This is a genomic window from Alteromonas marina, assembly GCF_000808575.1.
Lineage (GTDB): Bacteria > Pseudomonadota > Gammaproteobacteria > Enterobacterales > Alteromonadaceae > Alteromonas > Alteromonas marina_A.
In genome coordinates this window covers 335,416-352,418 of sequence record NZ_JWLW01000066.1, presented here as the reverse complement: position 1 = coordinate 352,418, position 17,003 = coordinate 335,416, and the positions used below count along the sequence as shown (strand labels likewise).

General features: G+C 46.6%; 14 protein-coding genes. 5 read left to right on the top strand and 9 right to left on the bottom strand.

All coding sequences use genetic code 11. The features are described 5' to 3' along the window. Positions 1-98 precede the first annotated feature (98 nt). The 3 genes from RJ41_RS17245 to RJ41_RS17235 all read left to right on the top strand — a co-directional run bounded on the left by RJ41_RS17245 (position 99) and on the right by RJ41_RS17235 (position 3,515). Entirely contained in the window at positions 99-1,877 is a 1,779-nt protein-coding gene (locus RJ41_RS17245) for an Lcl C-terminal domain-containing protein (RefSeq protein ID WP_039223361.1), read from the top strand. Positions 1,878-1,879: 2 nt separating this feature from the next. Next, on the top strand, positions 1,880-2,452 hold the full coding sequence (locus RJ41_RS17240) for an Lcl C-terminal domain-containing protein (RefSeq protein ID WP_084081947.1): 573 nt from the start codon (positions 1,880-1,882) through the stop codon (positions 2,450-2,452). A 268-nt stretch (positions 2,453-2,720) separates the two neighbouring features. Beyond that, positions 2,721-3,515, top strand: coding sequence for a YggN family protein (locus tag RJ41_RS17235; protein WP_052235502.1), 795 nt, complete (start codon positions 2,721-2,723; stop codon positions 3,513-3,515). Between the two features lie 111 nt (positions 3,516-3,626). Here the strand turns inward: RJ41_RS17235 and hemW are convergent, their stop codons facing one another. The 4 genes from hemW to RJ41_RS17215 all read right to left on the bottom strand — a co-directional run bounded on the left by hemW (position 3,627) and on the right by RJ41_RS17215 (position 8,137). Continuing rightward, positions 3,627-4,766, bottom strand: a complete 1,140-nt coding sequence (gene hemW / locus RJ41_RS17230; RefSeq protein ID WP_039223358.1) for a radical SAM family heme chaperone HemW — start codon at positions 4,764-4,766, stop codon at positions 3,627-3,629. After that, on the bottom strand, positions 4,759-5,361 hold the full coding sequence (locus RJ41_RS17225; protein WP_039223355.1) for an XTP/dITP diphosphatase: 603 nt from the start codon (positions 5,359-5,361) through the stop codon (positions 4,759-4,761). Before RJ41_RS17225 ends, hemW begins: the two co-directional genes overlap by 8 nt. A 220-nt stretch (positions 5,362-5,581) precedes the next feature. Beyond that, complete coding sequence (gene srmB / locus RJ41_RS17220) at positions 5,582-6,808, bottom strand: ATP-dependent RNA helicase SrmB (protein WP_014997505.1); 1,227 nt, start codon at positions 6,806-6,808, stop codon at positions 5,582-5,584. A 150-nt stretch (positions 6,809-6,958) separates the two neighbouring features. Beyond that, a complete protein-coding gene (locus tag RJ41_RS17215; RefSeq protein ID WP_039223352.1) occupies positions 6,959-8,137 on the bottom strand; it encodes a tRNA nucleotidyltransferase/poly(A) polymerase-related protein in 1,179 nt (392 codons plus the stop codon). Positions 8,138-8,356: 219 nt separating this feature from the next. Between RJ41_RS17215 and RJ41_RS17210 the strand changes: the two genes are divergently transcribed. Continuing rightward, a complete protein-coding gene (locus RJ41_RS17210; RefSeq protein ID WP_039223349.1) occupies positions 8,357-9,268 on the top strand; it encodes an ExeA family protein in 912 nt (303 codons plus the stop codon). Then, positions 9,261-10,544: a general secretion pathway protein GspB gene (locus RJ41_RS17205; protein WP_039223346.1), complete on the top strand. Its 1,284-nt coding sequence runs from the start codon at positions 9,261-9,263 to the stop codon at positions 10,542-10,544. The genes RJ41_RS17210 and RJ41_RS17205 overlap by 8 nt, the downstream gene beginning before the upstream one ends. 90 nt (positions 10,545-10,634) lie before the next feature. Here the strand turns inward: RJ41_RS17205 and RJ41_RS17200 are convergent, their stop codons facing one another. The 5 genes from RJ41_RS17200 to leuA form a co-directional block, all read right to left on the bottom strand. Then, on the bottom strand, positions 10,635-11,831 hold the full coding sequence (locus tag RJ41_RS17200; RefSeq protein ID WP_039223344.1) for an HD-GYP domain-containing protein: 1,197 nt from the start codon (positions 11,829-11,831) through the stop codon (positions 10,635-10,637). A 346-nt stretch (positions 11,832-12,177) separates the two neighbouring features. After that, entirely contained in the window at positions 12,178-12,783 is a 606-nt protein-coding gene (gene leuD / locus RJ41_RS17195; protein WP_014948483.1) for a 3-isopropylmalate dehydratase small subunit, read from the bottom strand. A 3-nt stretch (positions 12,784-12,786) separates the two neighbouring features. Beyond that, complete coding sequence (gene leuC, locus RJ41_RS17190) at positions 12,787-14,187, bottom strand: 3-isopropylmalate dehydratase large subunit (RefSeq protein WP_039223342.1); 1,401 nt, start codon at positions 14,185-14,187, stop codon at positions 12,787-12,789. A 9-nt stretch (positions 14,188-14,196) separates the two neighbouring features. Then, entirely contained in the window at positions 14,197-15,294 is a 1,098-nt protein-coding gene (gene leuB / locus RJ41_RS17185; protein ID WP_039223340.1) for a 3-isopropylmalate dehydrogenase, read from the bottom strand. After that, positions 15,295-16,854, bottom strand: coding sequence for a 2-isopropylmalate synthase (gene leuA, locus RJ41_RS17180; protein WP_039223338.1), 1,560 nt, complete (start codon positions 16,852-16,854; stop codon positions 15,295-15,297). Positions 16,855-17,003 lie beyond the last annotated feature (149 nt).

Genomic DNA, 17,003 nt, shown 5'->3' with positions numbered 1-17,003 from the left:
GAAGCAGCCTTTTTGTCAGGCACTTTGCGATTCTTTCTACATCAAGTTTTTCTAGCACGGCGTCTTAAATACACGCTAAGAGTGCGACTGGAGTATGTATGCAAGCAAGTATGTCCTCATTTTCACGCTATCTCTCACGCAACGTATTGCGCGGGTTAGCCATTCTTGGCGGCGCATTTATTTTAGCTTCCTGTGGTGGAGGCGGAGGCGACGATGGTGGAGCAGGCGGCGGGGGATCGGGCAACGGTAACTTAGTCATAAATGCAGGCCTAGACGCCACTGTTACGGAAGGGGTAACCTATTCGCTGAGTGCTGAGGTGAGTGGCGGCGATGGCACTTACACTTATAACTGGAGTGCGTCTCCTTCGTTAGCCATTACTCATGACGACACGAGTTCTTCAGCAGCAAGTTTTGTAGCGCCGCTGGTGAATAGTGCCACTGAATATACGCTTACTGTTTCCGTTAACGACCAAAGCGGAAATACGGCAAGTGATGTTACTGTAATTACGGTCGCTCCTGTGAATATTGCCCCTGTAGCCAGTATAGACGTTCCTACATGGGACGGATTGCCCGCCAATACATTTCCTGGCGGTGTCGAAATTGTTTTCGACGGAACAGGAAGCAGTGACGCTGATTCAACGTCAACAACTGGGGAAATAGCTGATTACGTGTGGACTCAAACCAGCGGCACAAATGTGATAACTGGTGTGGAGACTAACCTTTCTACTTTGACTATCGTTACACCCATTGCCAACGATGCACAGCAGCTTACGTTTCAGTTGGAAGTAACAGATAGTGAAGGGGCAACTGATACAGATACCGTTACTGTATCAGTGCAATCGGAAACTGAAACACTGCCAGTCGTTGATGCAGGGTTTTCGCAAGGTGTTTTTAGTGGCGAAGTGGTCATTTTAAATGGCGAGGCTACTACGAGTATTCCCAGTGCTCTACCACTTGCTTACTCTTGGGAGCGCAGTAACAACGTTACGTCCACTAGTGGGGCAAACACAGGAGCCGCAGTTCGCCCAGTAGATGACAGCGATGCGCTATCTACATTTGCTATTGCACCTTCTGTGTCTACCGCAACTGTGGTGGCCTATACGCTTACTGTGACTGACGCCAACGGCAACAGTGTTGAAGACACAATCAATGTACGAGTACGTCCAATGCCCACACCGCTGTTGAACGATACCGGCTTTTTACAACAAGCCACCAATAATGCGTTAACCGAGGCGCAGCAAAATGACTTCCCTGGGCAGGACGGGCAGCGTGGTGCTGATATTATTGAGCAAAATGGCTTAATTGAAAAAGCTGGGCGTGGTAAAGCCGGCTTCGACTTTACCCGGTTAAATGCCAATGGCGACGAACAAGACGCCAGCGCAGATACATGGTCGTGCGTTCGTGACAATGTGACCGGATTGGTGTGGGAAGTGAAAACCGACGACGGGGCATTTCAAGATAAAGACTATACTTACTCTTGGTTCAGCGACGAGGTGAATGGTGGATTTGAAGGTGATGAAACGGGTTCGAATGCGACGTGTTTATTAACTAACTGCAACACCTCTGCTTACGTCGAAGCGGTCAACGCGCAAGGTTTGTGTGGTTTTTACGACTGGCGGCTACCTACTCACCATGAACTCTTTTCGTTAATGCATTTAGGCATTGCCGACGATGTGGCCATTGATGAAGATTACTTCCCTAACACCGGCGCAGTCTCTACTGAGCCCCTATGGTATTGGACCTCAGTGCCAAGTGCTGATGGGGTAAACAGTGATGATGCACAAAATGCATGGGCATTGGATTTCGATTCAGGTGTCGATAACTTTCTTAATAAGTCATCAGCGGCGCGTGTTCGTCTTGTAAGAGCAGGGAGATAGTCATGAGCAATAAAGTCAATAAATCCGCTCAACGCGTACAGAAAAGCACAGTGCTAACTACACTCAAAATGGTTGTGGCCTCGACATTGTTTGCTAGTGCGTCGCTTTCAGCTTTCGCCCAAGAGTGTCTGTCTGATGGACTAGAAACCACGCCAAACGATAATTTCGAAGCAGTGACTACTAGTACTTTGTTGGATACTACCACAGATTTAGTTTGGAGACGTTGTTCCGAAGGACAAACTTGGGATGGCTCGACGTGTAGCGGTGAAGCGGTGAAGTATACGTGGCAGCAGGCGCTACAACTTGCGCAGCAGGCGAGTAACGAAGACCTGCTAGGATGGCGCTTGCCCAACGTTAAAGAGTTGGCCACCTTAACGGAACGCGACTGCGTACGACCGGCGATTAATAGCTCGCTTTTCCCAGCTACGCCTCCGGATGATTTTTGGACTTCTACCCCTTCGGCTGATGATCCAGACAGAGCCTGGGTTGTTGCGTTCTTTAATGCGAGCCACTCGATTAAAGAGAAAGACCGTTTCATTTACGTACGACTGGTGCGCACCTACACCAACGAATAGAGGTAGGAAAAGATCTACACCACTTTGCATTCGTCTTTAGTCTAGTATCTGACACTTAGACTTTTTATCACCAAAGCACGCTCTATAATGCGTGCTTTGTTGTACTAGGCCTGAACGTTAAAGGTGCAGATAAATATCGTTCTCATTCATGACCCGTCTATGTGTTGCGTATATTGATCATCTCGACATGTTCAACCTGATTTTTAGCACGTTAGACTCATGATGGCTTTTTATTTCCCAGTAAGCTAGCCACAATGTTGGTATGAAAATGATATCGAGCCTTAAGGCTGCCCTTTTTACAATTTGTTTATTCGCTGGACTTAGCACATCGGCGCAAGCTGAATATACATGCAATATTGATTTTGCCTACGGTATTGCCGTTAATAACGAGCAGCTTCGCGTAATGGATAAAACCCGCACCGTAGTTCAGATTAATAACCAAAACCAGCTGTTTGTAGGTGGACGTTGGCAAACCTTGAATGAGCAAGAACGGCAGTGGCTAGAAGAGTATGCTTCAGGGTTACACTATGTAGTACCAAAAATGATTATTTTGGCCACCGAAGGTGTAGATTTAGCTATTGATACCATTGAGCATGTTTACCTAGGCTTAGTGGGCAGTGATCACGATAGCTATGAGCGTTTGAATGCTGCTATGAAGCGTGTTCAAAACCGCGTGAAAGATAAATTCAGGCATGCCAGTAATCATTATTTTATCGGCCCTGGGTCACTGGAAAGCGTTGATGAATTCGTGGATAGTGAAATTGAAGCACAGCTTGAGGAAGCAATTTCTACCTCAGTAGGCGGTATATTATCGGCGATAAGCGGCATCAACACTGGAAGCGGCGAGGTTAACCAAGAGAAAGTAGCGGAAATTACTCGTCAGCTTAATAATGTGGGCGAGCATCTGGATGTAGGTGATAAAGCTACGACATTGCGTAAAAAGGCAGAGTGGTTTTGTGAAAAGCTCAAACGCCTAGATGTAGCGGAAGAGAACCTTCGAGCAAGTGTGCCTGCATTCAAGCCTTACAATATCATTACGCGACATGATAAGAGTGAAAACTAGTTGAAATAAGTAATACGTGTACTAATAGTGCTTAAAGACTGATTAATACAGAAAAGCCTGCGTGAGCAGGCTTTTTTGATCTAGCTTTTTGGTTAACTCAAAACGGCAAGATTATACGAAACACGACAGCAGAGAGTTAAGATATCTGCGCCCTTTAGCAGTTACCTGCCAGTGACTCTCTGAAATAGAAAGTAGCCCTTGTTGATGAGCATCAGACAGCGCGCGCTTGACGTCATCCGTTAACTCAGTACCAGTGAAGTCGTTAAAATCACTTATCGGGCAAGGCTCAACTAAACGAAACCTATTCATAAAAAACTCAAACGGCAGGTCGTCTGCACTAACCAGCGTTTGCGTATCTAAATACGGGCGGCTCATTTCCATGTAGCCTCGTGGATGCTTAACTTTAACGGTACGATGAATAGTGCCGTTAGCGGCATCGGTAATCTTGCCGTGTGCACCACAGCCAATGCCTAAATAGTCGCCAAAGCGCCAGTAATTAAGGTTATGGCGGCATTGATGCCCTGCTTTAGCGTAGCCTGAAATCTCGTACTGCTGATAGCCCGCCTGCTCTAAAAGGCAGTGGCCTTTCTCCTGTATTTCCCACAGAATGTCGTCGTCAGGTAACTCTGGCGGCTTGGAATAAAAAGGCGTGTTTGGCTCGATAGTAAGCTGATACCACGACAGGTGGTAAGGGTTTAACTCAATACCTTGCTTTAGATCTGTCATGGCATTGTCGACGCTTTGTTCCGGCAATCCATGCATAAGATCTAAATTAAATGTAGGTAGCCCCGCGCTGTGCGCTTGTTTCACTGCATTTTCGGCTTGGTTCTCATCGTGAATACGGCCCAGCACCTTTAAATGTTTCGGCTGAAAGCTTTGAATACCCACCGATATTCGGTTTACGCCTGCCTGATAAAAGCCCGTAAACTTACCTGCCTCAACGGTACCTGGATTGGCTTCCATGGTTATTTCAGCAGTGTCGCTCAAGTTAACCCGCTGTTTAACACCGTTTAAGATGTCAGCCATGGCCTCGCTTGAAAACAAACTGGGCGTGCCACCGCCTATAAAGATTGTCTCGACGGGGCGGTCGCCAATGCGTTTGGCATCAATGGCTAAATCGTCAAGCAGGTGCGCCACATATTCTTTCTCGGGTAAATCAGACTTAAGCCCGTGAGAGTTAAAATCACAGTACGGACACTTTTGAACACACCAAGGAATGTGGATATAAAGGCTAAGCGGTGGATTACGCAAAAGTCGCTCTCATATTATCAAGCAAAATCGCTAGGGCGTTGCCGCGATGGCTAATACGGTTCTTTTCGGCTTTCTCCAATTCTGCCGCAGTACAGCCATGAGTTGGCACGTGAAAAACTGGGTCGTAACCAAAACCGTCGTTACCAGAGCGAGCAGTTAAGATTTCGCCTTGCCACTTGCCTTGACTAACTAATGGTACTGGGTCGTCAGCATGGCGCATAAATACTAGAGTACAGAAGAAATGCGCTTTACGCTGGGTTTCGCCATTAAGGGCAGCTAATAGCTTGTCGATATTGGTATCGTCAGTTGCATCAGCGCCAGCATAGCGGGCTGAATAAATACCGGGTGCACCGCCAAGGGCGTCAACTACTAAGCCTGAGTCGTCAGCAATAGCAGGAAGGCCTGTTATTTGTGCCGCATGACGCGCTTTAATAATGGCATTTTCAACGAATGTTGTGCCTGTTTCAGGCACATCAGATACACCTAATTCTTTTTGCGCCACAACGTCTACGCCGTAATCTGCAAATAAGGATGCAAACTCTCGCACCTTGCCTTGATTACCTGTGGCTAGAACAATTTTTTCTGGAAATTTCATTGTGCCAGACTCCTCGTTTTTTCTTTGCTCCTGAAATAAGCTCGAACACATTTATCAGGTTACTTTAGGTTATTCAGGACGAAGGTTGAGAGTGGTTTGAGCAAACCCTCTGCCGCAGGGATGCGGCAGCGGAGCGCACATGGATGTGTTTACCGCGTGTTTGCGAAAGCCACTCCCAACCTTCGGCCATCGCATCGCTCAGCTTCTAAGTGCTCGAGTTTTACTTTTTCTTCTTAGGCTTAGCTTTTGCCTTGGCTTTGTCTTTGGCCTTTACTTTTTTCTTTTTCGGGCCAATTTTAGGTGTTTTGTTTTTAGGGCGTAGCTCGTCAATAACGCGAGCTTTAAGTGGTTCGCCCATGTAACGTGCGGTTTTGGCTACCATGTCAAAATCGTGGGCCTCAACCAAAGATATTGCAGTACCTTTGGCGCCAGCGCGGCCGGTTCTGCCAATGCGGTGAACATAAACGTCGGCTTTGCGTGGCATGTCGAAGTTAATAACATGGCTTACGTTTGGCACATCAATACCACGGGCTGCAACATCCGTTGCCAGCAAGATAGGTACTTCACCACTTTTGAAACGGGCTAGCGCTGCAATACGTTTGTCTTGTGGCATTTCGCCCTGTAACCAGCACACTGGAATATCTTTCGAGGCTAAGAAGTCCTTTAGCATTTGCAGGCGTTCGCGGGTTTTCACAAACACCACCGCTGACGTCGTCGTTTCTTGCTTCAAAATATTCACTAGCAACGCTTGCTTGTGGTTCATATCGTCAGCAAGGTGATACCACTGATGAATTTTGTTCTTTTCTTTACGCGATGGGTTCGCTTCAATCACTTCAGGATTGTTAAGAATGTCATGAGCGAAGGTCTTAACGCCTTTGCCTTCAAGCGTGGCAGAGAACAATAGGTTTTGCTTGCGCCAGCGCGCTTCGGCAGCAATTTGGTTAACTACCGTTGAGAAACCCATATCCAACATGCGGTCAGCTTCATCTAGGATCAAACACTCGATATCACGGCAATCTGCTGCCTCTTTTTCGATATGCTCAAGCAAACGACCTGGCGTGGCCACAAGAATATCGAGATTCTTGCTTAAGGTTTCTTTATCGGTACCATAGTTAATACCACCGGTTATTACGCCGCACACAATTTGTGTATGCTTGGTAATAGCAAGCGCTTGTTCGTATACCTGTAACGCTAACTCGCGGGTAGGCGTTAGGATCAAAATGCGTGTGGCACCAGGCTGTCTACGCGGGTAATCAAGTAAAAACTGGCACGCAGGCAATAAGAATGCGGCAGTTTTACCGGTACCCGTAGGAGCAGAGGCCAAGATATCTCGTCCATCCAACGCATGCGGGATAACCAGTTCTTGAATGCTAGTTGGAGTATCAAACCCCATGTCGGCAACTGCGTGACACAGTGCTTCGTCTAATTCGAGTTCTTCGAAAGTCATAGTATAAAAAACGCTCTAAATGAATGGGGCGTATTGTAGCATTGCTATACCAAAACATTGAGAAAAACTGGCGTTAAATTCACACACCGTAGGTAAATACACATTGTGGTATGGAGTTACCTACCATATCAGGGAAAGAGGACGTCTAATCTAATCAGTAATCGAGGCAATAGCGGATAGTTTTGCCCGGTTAAGCGCGTCTTTTATTTCGGGGCCTTTAACGCCGGTGGCAATGATGTCTTGCACGTTCACTTGTTTGGCGGCGGCTAATGCATTTTCGATGCGCTTTTGTTGTTCTTGCCAATCTACGCCTTTGCTATGAGCATAAGGCGCAAAAGCGCTAAGTAATAATGTAAAACGCTCTTCTCTTCTCCATGCATCACAGCCATTGAATAAGGCGAGGAGGTCGGCGGGAGAGTTCTGCATAGTCAATAGAAAATCTTTGAATTTGCAGGCAAGGATGACAATTTCACTAACTTGGTTCTGCACTTTGAGTCGGCTACATAATTGCTTCGCATCTTCCTCACCAAGGTGAGAGAGCAGAGCAGTAAATCTTGTTATCAGCCTAGCGGTTTCTGAATCGCTGCTTTCAGGTAATGGGGTTTCTGAACTGGTGTCTTTAACAAAGCTCTCGTTTTCAGCCTTTTCTAGATCTACCGCCGTTTTTAATGATGCCAAAGCAGTATCTAAGTTACTTTCAAGCTCAGTAAACCAGTCATTAAGACCGTGGGCTTGGTTTAATACAGTGAAAAAAACATGCGGTGTTTTCTCTAAAAGACTACGCTTTGTTTCTTGCCATACCCGCTCAGCACTTAGCGTGCTTAACTCGCCGCTTTCGGCCATGGATTGCATAAGTGCCATGGTTTCAGTGGCGATAGTAAACCCTAAATAAGCATAGCGGGTTGCAAACCGAGCAACGCGAAATACGCGCAGAGGGTCTTCACTAAAGGCTTCAGATACGTGGCGAAGTACGCGGTTTTCTAAATCTTTTTTACCACCATAGGGGTCGATGAGTTTTCCATAGTTGTCTTGCGCTATCGCGTTAACGGTAAGGTCCCGTCTTAACAAATCTTCTTCTAACGTCACCGAGCTTGACGCATCGCATACAAAACCAGTGTAACCTTTTCCTGACTTACGTTCTGTACGTGCAAGTGCGTATTCTTCCTGTGTTTTAGGGTGTAAAAAAACAGGGAAGTCTTTGCCTACTTGGGTAAAACCCTGGCTGAGCATTTTTTCTGGCGTGGCGCCCACCACGACATAGTCGCGTTCAACAACTTTTCTGTTTAACAGTGCGTCACGCACTGCGCCACCAACGAGATATACTTGCATGCTCTTCCAACGATTTATTAGTCAGTAATACTTTTTAGATTGGGAATGCATCGACTTTTGACGTGTAACGAAAATCAACCTTCCCAAGGTAACAGAGGCGCAGTATAGCAATGTTACAAATAAAATTCGTAGCCACATCGTTATGCGCTTTCACTTCAAGGTTGCGTCTGGTAGTTTATTCGTCGTTAAAAATTAAAACAGATAGGCGCTTCAGCAACCATGTATTTGAACTACTTCGGGTTAAATGACAATCCTTTTTCGATTGCGCCTAACCCCGATTATTTGTATATGAGCCCTAGGCACAAAGAGGCCTTGGCCCATTTGACCTTTGGCCTCAGAGAAAGCGGTGGTTTTGTAATGCTCACCGGAGAAGTGGGCACGGGAAAAACAACGGTATCGAGAAAACTGTTGCAGCAGCTACCCGATAATACGCAGGTAGCCATGATTTTGAATCCTACCTTATCCGCCCTCGAGCTATTAGCAACGGTTTGTGATGAGCTAGGCTTGGCTTATACACCTGAAAAAGCAAGCCTTAAGTACTTCACCGATTTGATTTTGTCTAAGTTAGCAGAGAATCATCAGTCAGGCATGAATACGGTACTAATGGTTGATGAAGCGCAGCATCTGTTGCCCGAAGTACTAGAACAACTTCGTTTATTGACCAACCTAGAAACGAATCGTGAAAAACTGTTAAAGGTAGTATTGATAGGTCAGCCTGAATTACAGCAGTTGTTAAAGCGTAACGAATTACGTCAGCTGGCTCAACGCATTACCGCTCGTTACCACCTGCTGCCCTTAACTGCGCCAGAAGTTAGTGCTTACATAGCACACCGCTTAAGTGTGGCTGGAGGTGATATCAGCATTTTCAGTAAGTCTACATTGCGTGCGGTGCATCAAATTACCGGCGGAATTCCAAGAGTGATTAACTTGCTGTGCGACCGAGCGTTAACCTTATCTTTTACTAAGCAGCATGCGGTTGTGCAAAAGCCTATATTCTTGGCTGCGGCAGAGCAAATTCTAGGTGAAGATGTTGTCAGTCAGCGCGTGCAAAGCCAGCGTAAATGGTATCTAGCATCGGCGTTTGTTTTGGCCATTATATTCGGTTACGGTTTAGGGAGTTTGTATGTCTAATATCGTTGCCACTGACCATTTAAAACCCGGTATGGTGATTGTTCAAATTACCAAGCAGAACGGGCCTGTTAAAATTAGAAAGTCGGGTTTAGTGACAAGTGACGCTATGGTGCAGGGCTTGTCTGAAATGGGCGTGCAAGAGGTCGAAATAGACCCTGAGCAAACCGTGGAAATAGCGCCGGCAGTTCATCATAGAACACAGACCCAAGCTTTGCTTCGGGGCGAGCACGACACTACCGCCAAATTTGATAAATCCCTCAACGAGCAGTTTAATCGAAGCTTGTTTTTACCCACAGTTGAAGGGCTTCCGTCAGCATGGAAGCTGTACACCAAACAAGTTGCCCTTTTTGCCGTCGTTATTCTTGGCGGCTTATGCATTGGCTTTTCCGCCGCCACGGCAAAGCGCTGGTGGCCAATGTTAACTGCACCCGCTTCTGTACCGGTGGCAGACTCTGAAAGCTCAGTTTCACAGGTTGAAACAAGCGGAGGCGCTTCAGCGCTTACGACCACGCAAAGTAGTAATGAAACACCAGGCACTTCCAGCAACAAAAGTGAACAGGTGTCTTCTAACATTCAGGGAAGCGGGCAAAACGCAGGTTTAAATGAAACTGCTAACACAGCGGTAAATGCCAACGTTAGTAACGGCGGTGCATCCCAGCAAGGCACGCAACCGAACGCTATGGTAAATAACCAGTCTGTTGGCAACTTAGCTGCAACGCAAAATACTGATTCAGGTGCAGTTCCAAATACAAACCCAAACACAACAGGTACTCAGAATCGCTACAATAACGATGTGTCCCAACGTTCTGGCGCCGAGCCGAGTAATGGATATGAGCGTAGCTCTTCAATGGATACAAGACAAACTGAGACTTCAGGGAATTATGAAGGGAAAGTATTAAATGAAGCTACGTCTCAATCTGACGTATCCGTGTCGCCAGAGCTCATGGCCCGTTTTAATGCTGCCGTTGAAGCGCTAGACTCAAAGGCACAAGATAATACACCCGCTGAAGAGCAAACAAGGGTGACGGTTAAAGACGAACTACCCCGTGTAGATCAGTTACCCGTTCGCTTGTTAACACGACTTCCTACCATGAACTTTAGCGCGCATATGTATGCGTCTCGTCCTGCCGATAGATGGGTGAGAGTCAATGGCCGTCAAATAGGTGAGGGCGACTGGATTGCTGATAGAGTGCAAATCGTCAATATTGAAGCGCAACGTGTGGTGCTTGCTTTCGAAGATGAGATTTTTACTATGGCAGCATTAACCGATTGGTAATTACTATCTGTTAATTCCAGAAAACACTAACAAGAAATACAAAAATGGCCCTTTCAAATAAGGGCCTTTTCGCTGGTTATACTTTGTTTTCTAAAGCGGCATCTGATTGATGAAAACGTCTTTAAAGAACTTCGGTAAGTTCAAACTAAACTCTTCGGGGCGAACGCCTGACACAATCTCATCGTCGTACTGACTCAAATCAACGCGCTTAACTTCGTTGAAATGCTGCGACGTAACGCTGTAAAAGGTCATAACGTGAGGGCTTACGGGGTCTTTAGGGTTAATCTTGCTCACAATACCTAATTTACCGCTCTTTAACCTCACCAAGGAGCCAACAGGGTGCACGCCAATACACTGAATAAATTGTTTTACCAATTCTTGGTCTAAGTTCTCTGTCGCAGTTAGTCGCTTTAGCGCCTGAGTAGGCGTGATACTGTTTTTGTGCGTACGATTAGATGTCATGGCATCGTATGCATCCACAATGGCAGCAATACGCGCGAACTCTGAGATTTCGCCACCAACCAATCCTCTCGGGTAGCCGCTTCCATCGACGCGCTCGTGGTGCTCTTCAATGATGCGTAGCGATAGGTCAGAAATATCGCCACACTGTTCAACTAGGTCAGCACCAATTTCAACGTGAGTTTTCATCACTTCCCAATCATCACTGGAAAATTCGCCTGTATTATTGCGAATTTCATCTGGCAGGGAAGACATGCCGATATCCATCAATAGGGCACCTAAACTCACTTGCTCTGTGGTATCTCTGTCATAGCCAAGAAACTCACAGAAAATGCCGCTTAGTACGCTGCAATTTATACTGTGCTCAAGAAGATACTGGTCGGTATCTTTAATCATAGTTAGGCAGCTCAGCGCATCTTTATTGTCAAATACACTTTCGATGAGGCTGTGCGACAGCGACTCCATGGGAGACAAATCTTTTACCGCCCCGTCTTTAAGCGACTTCAAAAAGCTGCTTTGAATGGCAATTGCGCTGCTGTAAAGCTCGTTGGCTTCGTTAATTGAATCACGGCCCACTGGCTTAACAACCGGTTTAGTCACTTCAGGCTCTTTTTCTTTAGCTGGCTCGGGTGGCACAGCTGGCTCGGGCAGCTTAGATTTCGCAAGATCTACTTCGACGCTTAAAATACCTTTCGATTTTAGACTATCAATAATGGCTTGGGTTTTCACAATGCCTTTAGAGCGCATTTTAAGTGAACCTGTTTGTTCAAGTACTTGATTGACGTACATTCCTGGCTGCAAATCATCAATGGGTACCTGTTCTAGCATTATCTCTCCTGTGAAGCACAACGTTGCCATAGCCTTCAATTACAATAGAAACGAATAGTACGATATTCCAGTGAAAAAAGTGAGGAGTTTATTAGTCTTTAGTATAGCTAGAGTCGGCGAATGTAGGATGACCGAATTCGTGAGAAAACGCGTGACGTGTAAATGTGCCGAGAAGTTGCTTATAGCTCAAATCAGGTGAACTGATATTTTTAATGCGGATTGGTATTAGGCGTTTTGATGCGAAGTTAAGGTGGAGACATAGATGAGAGAAATAAACAGGGTACCATCTCGAGACAGTACCCATGTGTCATGCTAGGGCGTTGTTAAGCGCTAAAGCCCCACGCTTTTACAACCACGCGGGCTGTTTATCTTCGAAGGCTTCTATAGCACTTGTGAGTTCAAGCGTTTGACCGATAGCATCTAAGCCTTTAATAAGGTTGTTTTTGTGATGCTCAGCAATATCGAAGCTGAAGCTTGTATCGTTAAAACTTACTGTTTGCGCTGGAAGATCAACGGTGATCTTAGTTGCCGGGTCTGCCTTCACTGCAGCAAACAAAGCGTCCATTTGCTCGCTTGATAATGCCACAGGCACTAGCTGATTATTAATGCAGTTGCCGTAAAAAATATCAGCAAAGCTGGTGGCAATAACCGTTTTAAATCCAAAGTCGGCAAGTGCCCACGGCGCGTGTTCTCGGCTTGAACCACAGCCAAAATTTTCGCGAGCTAGCAACAGACTCGCACCTTTGTGCTCAGGCTTATTCAGCGCGAACGCTGGGTTTGGCTCTTTCTCTTCTAAATCCAAATAACGCCAGTCGTGAAACAAATGTTTGCCGTAGCCAGCACGTGTTACGCCAGTTAGAAACTGTTTTGGAATAATTTGGTCGGTATCGACATTGGCCTGATCAAGCGGCGCAGCAATGCCTGTGTGTTGTGTAAAACCTTGTTCAGACATAACTTACTCCTGATAATCTCTAACGTCAGCAAAGCGACCGGTAATTGCAGCAGCGGCAGCCATTGCTGGGCTTACCAAGTGAGTGCGCGCACCACGGCCTTGACGGCCTTCAAAGTTACGGTTACTGGTAGAGGCACATCTATCGCCTGCCACTAGCTTGTCGTCATTCATACCAAGGCACATAGAGCAGCCCGGCAAGCGCCATTCAAAACCCGCATCGATAAATATTTTATCTAAGCCTTCTGCCTCTGCTTGCCGCTTAACATTACCCGACCCTGGAACCACAATGGCAGTTACTGAATCGGCGACTTTACCGCGCTTGGCAATTTGTGCGGCGGCGCGCATATCTTCAATACGCCCGTTGGTACATGAGCCGATAAATACGTGGTTTACTGCAACGTCGGCAAGCTTTTCACCGGGTTTTAAACCCATATACTCAAGCGCTTTTACTGCGCTCTCTTTTTCAATCGGGTCACTGAAGTCTTCAGGGGCAGGTACCGGTGTGTTTACGCCAATAACCTGGCCTGGGTTGGTACCCCACGTAACCTGAGGAGCGATATCCGCCGCTTCAAGTTCAACCACAGTGTCAAAGATAGCGCCTTCTTCGGTATAAAGGGTTTTCCAATAAGCGACAGCATCTTCCCAGTCTTGACCCTTAGGTGCGTATTCGCGGCCTTCAAGGTAGGCAAAGGTTTTCTCGTCTGGCGCAACAAGACCAGCCTTCGCGCCAGCTTCAATACTCATGTTACACACCGTCATGCGCTCTTCCATGCTTAAGCCGCGGATAGCTTCACCTGCGTATTCGATAACATGGCCAGTAGCGCCAGCGTGGCCAATTTTGCCGATAATGGCAAGAATAATGTCTTTTGCGGTAATACCGACAGGGAGCTTGCCATTTACGTTGATAAGCATGCTCTTCGCGCGGCTTTGTTTCAACGTTTGCGTGGCCAATACATGCTCTACCTGAGAGGTACCAATACCAAATGCCAGCGCACCAAATGCACCGTGGGTTGCAGTGTGTGAGTCACCACACACCACCGTCATACCAGGCTGAATTAGACCTAATTCAGGGCCCATAACGTGCACAATACCTTGCTTCTGGTGGCCCACTGGAAATAGCTGAATGCCGTGTTCTTCACAGTTTTTTGCCAAGGTTTGTAGCTGAAGCGCATTCGCCGGACCACAGGCATCAATTGCCAATGAACGGGTTGAAATGCTGTGATCCATAGTACCAACAGTGCGATCAGGACGTCGTACTTTACGGCCTTTTTCATTAAGGCCAGCAAATGCCTGAGGTGACGTCACTTCATGAATTAAGTGACGGTCAATATAAATTAAGCTGTCTTCACCGATTTGGTCGATAATGTGGGCTTGCCACACTTTGTCATATAAGGTCTTGGCCATGAGGTTGTTTTACTCCTGCGCCATTAATTGTTTAACGATTTCATCGCCTACTTGCGACGTGCTTGCCGCTTGGCTGCGTTTATCTGCAGGTAATAACTCGCCCGTAAGTACACCTGCTTCTAGCGTTGCCACTACTGCCTTTTCAATTGCGTCGGCAGCATCATTCAAGTTCATGCTGAAACGCAGCATCATGGCGGCTGATAAAATTTGTGCGATAGGGTTAGCAATGCCTTGGCCTGCAATATCTGGAGCCGAACCGCCTGCAGGCTCATAAAGGCCAAAGCCTTCTTCGTTCATACTTGCCGATGGCAACAAGCCCATAGAGCCCGTCATCATCGCACATTCATCAGAAACGATATCGCCAAAAAGATTTGAACACAGCATCACATCGAACTGCGCCGGATTCTTCATTATTTGCATAGTGGCATTGTCGATGTAGATATGGTCAAGCTCTACATCTGGATAGTCTTTTGCGACTTCTTCAGCAATTTCACGCCATAAGCGGCTGGTTACCAGTACGTTGGCTTTGTCCACCGACGTCACTTTGCCGCGACGCTTCTGTGCTGCTTCAAATGCCGCAATAGCAATACGGCGAATTTCACGTTTGCTATAGCGCATGGTGTCATACGCGAACTCTTCTTCGCCTTCACCTTCTCGGCCCTTAGGCTGACCAAAGTAAATACCGCTGGTTAGCTCACGCACAACTAAAACGTCTACGCCAGATTTGGCGATGTCTTCACGAAGAGGAGACAGGCTTTCAAGGCCCGGGTAAATGCGAGCTGGGCGCAGGTTGCTAAACAGGTCGAAATGGCTGCGAAGGGTAAGCAGTGCGGCACGTTCTGGACGTTGTTCTAACGGCAAGGTGTCCCACTTAGGGCCACCGATACTGCCAAACAAAATTGCATCGGCTTGCTCACAGCCCAATAGCGTTTTTGAGGGTAGCGCTTCGCCTTCAGTATCAATGGCGTAGCCACCCACAGGATATGCAGTGCGGTTCAGGGTGACGTTAAACTTCTTTTCAACAGCATCTAAAACCTTATTGGCTTCCTGCATAACTTCTGGGCCGATACCGTCTCCGGCTAATACGGCAATTGAATACTGGCTCATTTATACTCCTGCAACGCGTTCTTGTTGATTTTTTTGCTGATCAATTTGATCGGCCAAATATGTGTTGTTTAATACAAAGATAAGGGCTTTAACGCCGGCTTCCACAATATCTGTAGCCAAGCCGATTCCATGGAAACGACGGCCTTTATATGTAGCGATAACGCTCACTTGTGCCAAAGCGTCGGCACCTTCACCTTTTGAATCTAGTTTAAAGTCGACAACTTCTAAATCTTCGTGACCTAGTATAGACATAATGGCCTTATAAGCCGCATCTACCGGGCCGTTTCCAATGCTAGACTGGGTAATTTCTTCAGTGCCCACTTTCATTTTAACGGTAGCACTTGGAATGATTTCACGCCCTGAATTAGCTTGAAGATAAAGCAACTGGAAGTGTGCTTGGTCGTGCTTTTGCTTATCGAAGAACAACAAGGCTTCAAGGTCGTAATCGTATACTTGGCCTTTTTTATCCGCTAACTTTAAGAATGCGTCATACACCGCTTCTAAGTCATAGTCTTCGGTTTTATAGCCAAGTTCGGTTAAGCGATGTTTAATCACATGACGGCCAGAGCGTGACGTTAAGTTTAGGTTGTTCTTATTAATGCCCACACTTTCTGGGGTCATAATTTCATAGGTATTTTGCGCTTTTAAGACACCGTCTTGGTGAATACCTGATGAGTGACTAAACGCATTAGCGCCAACAATGGCTTTGTTGGCTTGAACAGGCATATTACAAAGCTGACTGACCAGCTTCGATGTACGTGAAATCTCAGTAGAATTAATGTTTGTGTCAAAACCTAGCATGTTCTTACGGGTTTGTAAGATCATCGCAATTTCTTCAAGCGATGCATTACCGGCACGCTCGCCAATACCGTTAATCGTACATTCTACCTGTCTGGCGCCTTGCTCAACGGCTGCCAATGAATTTGCTACCGCTAAACCCAAGTCGTTGTGACAGTGAACGGAGATTGTCGCTTTGTCGATGTTGGGAACGCGATTGAATAATTGCTGGATAATACCGCCGAACTCTGTGGGTGTAGTGTAGCCCACTGTATCTGGGATATTAACGGTAGTTGCACCTGCATTAATTGCAGCTTCTACCATGCGGCATAGATAGTCGATGTGAGTACGACCGGCGTCTTCGCACGAAAACTCAACGTCGTCAGTGTACTTACGAGCATGTTTCACTGCAGCCACTGCCATATCAACAATTTCATCTTGTGATTTACGTAGCTTGGCACCTACGTGAATTTCCGACGTTGCGATGAACGTGTGAATTCGGAACTGCTCGGCAACGCTTAATGCTTGTCCGCATGTATCAATATCACCCGGCAATGCGCGAGATAGGCCACAAACAATCGAGTTCTTAACTTCTTTGGCAATCATTTGTACAGAGCGAAAATCGCCGGGTGACGATACGGGAAAGCCTGCCTCAATGATGTCAACGCCTAACCGTTCGAGCGCTAGCGCGATCTGCAATTTCTCTTTGGCACTTAGGCTTGCAGGTAAGGCCTGCTCGCCGTCTCGCAATGTGGTATCAAAGATCTTCACTTGATTTGTCATGACGCTCTCTCAGTTGAATAGTTAAAAAAAAACCCGTGCTTGGCACGGGTTTTTGTGAAATTAAATCGCTGGTCGCAATCTACCCGTGCAGTCTGGCTGCCATAAGGAGTAGAGATAGAAGAAGGAAACGAATACGCATTTGTTGTTTC

Coding starts and splice junctions, on each gene's coding strand:
- leuC (WP_039223342.1), bottom strand. CDS start 14,187: ATGGCCAAGACCTTATATGACAAAGTGTGGCAAGCCCACATTATCGAC.
- RJ41_RS17240 (WP_084081947.1), top strand. CDS start 1,880: ATGAGCAATAAAGTCAATAAATCCGCTCAACGCGTACAGAAAAGCACA.
- leuB (WP_039223340.1), bottom strand. CDS start 15,294: ATGAGCCAGTATTCAATTGCCGTATTAGCCGGAGACGGTATCGGCCCA.
- RJ41_RS17205 (WP_039223346.1), top strand. CDS start 9,261: ATGTCTAATATCGTTGCCACTGACCATTTAAAACCCGGTATGGTGATT.
- leuA (WP_039223338.1), bottom strand. CDS start 16,854: ATGACAAATCAAGTGAAGATCTTTGATACCACATTGCGAGACGGCGAG.
- RJ41_RS17200 (WP_039223344.1), bottom strand. CDS start 11,831: ATGCTAGAACAGGTACCCATTGATGATTTGCAGCCAGGAATGTACGTC.
- leuD (WP_014948483.1), bottom strand. CDS start 12,783: ATGTCTGAACAAGGTTTTACACAACACACAGGCATTGCTGCGCCGCTT.
- RJ41_RS17225 (WP_039223355.1), bottom strand. CDS start 5,361: ATGAAATTTCCAGAAAAAATTGTTCTAGCCACAGGTAATCAAGGCAAG.
- RJ41_RS17235 (WP_052235502.1), top strand. CDS start 2,721: ATGATATCGAGCCTTAAGGCTGCCCTTTTTACAATTTGTTTATTCGCT.
- srmB (WP_014997505.1), bottom strand. CDS start 6,808: ATGACTTTCGAAGAACTCGAATTAGACGAAGCACTGTGTCACGCAGTT.
- RJ41_RS17215 (WP_039223352.1), bottom strand. CDS start 8,137: ATGCAAGTATATCTCGTTGGTGGCGCAGTGCGTGACGCACTGTTAAAC.
- RJ41_RS17245 (WP_039223361.1), top strand. CDS start 99: ATGCAAGCAAGTATGTCCTCATTTTCACGCTATCTCTCACGCAACGTA.
- RJ41_RS17210 (WP_039223349.1), top strand. CDS start 8,357: ATGTATTTGAACTACTTCGGGTTAAATGACAATCCTTTTTCGATTGCG.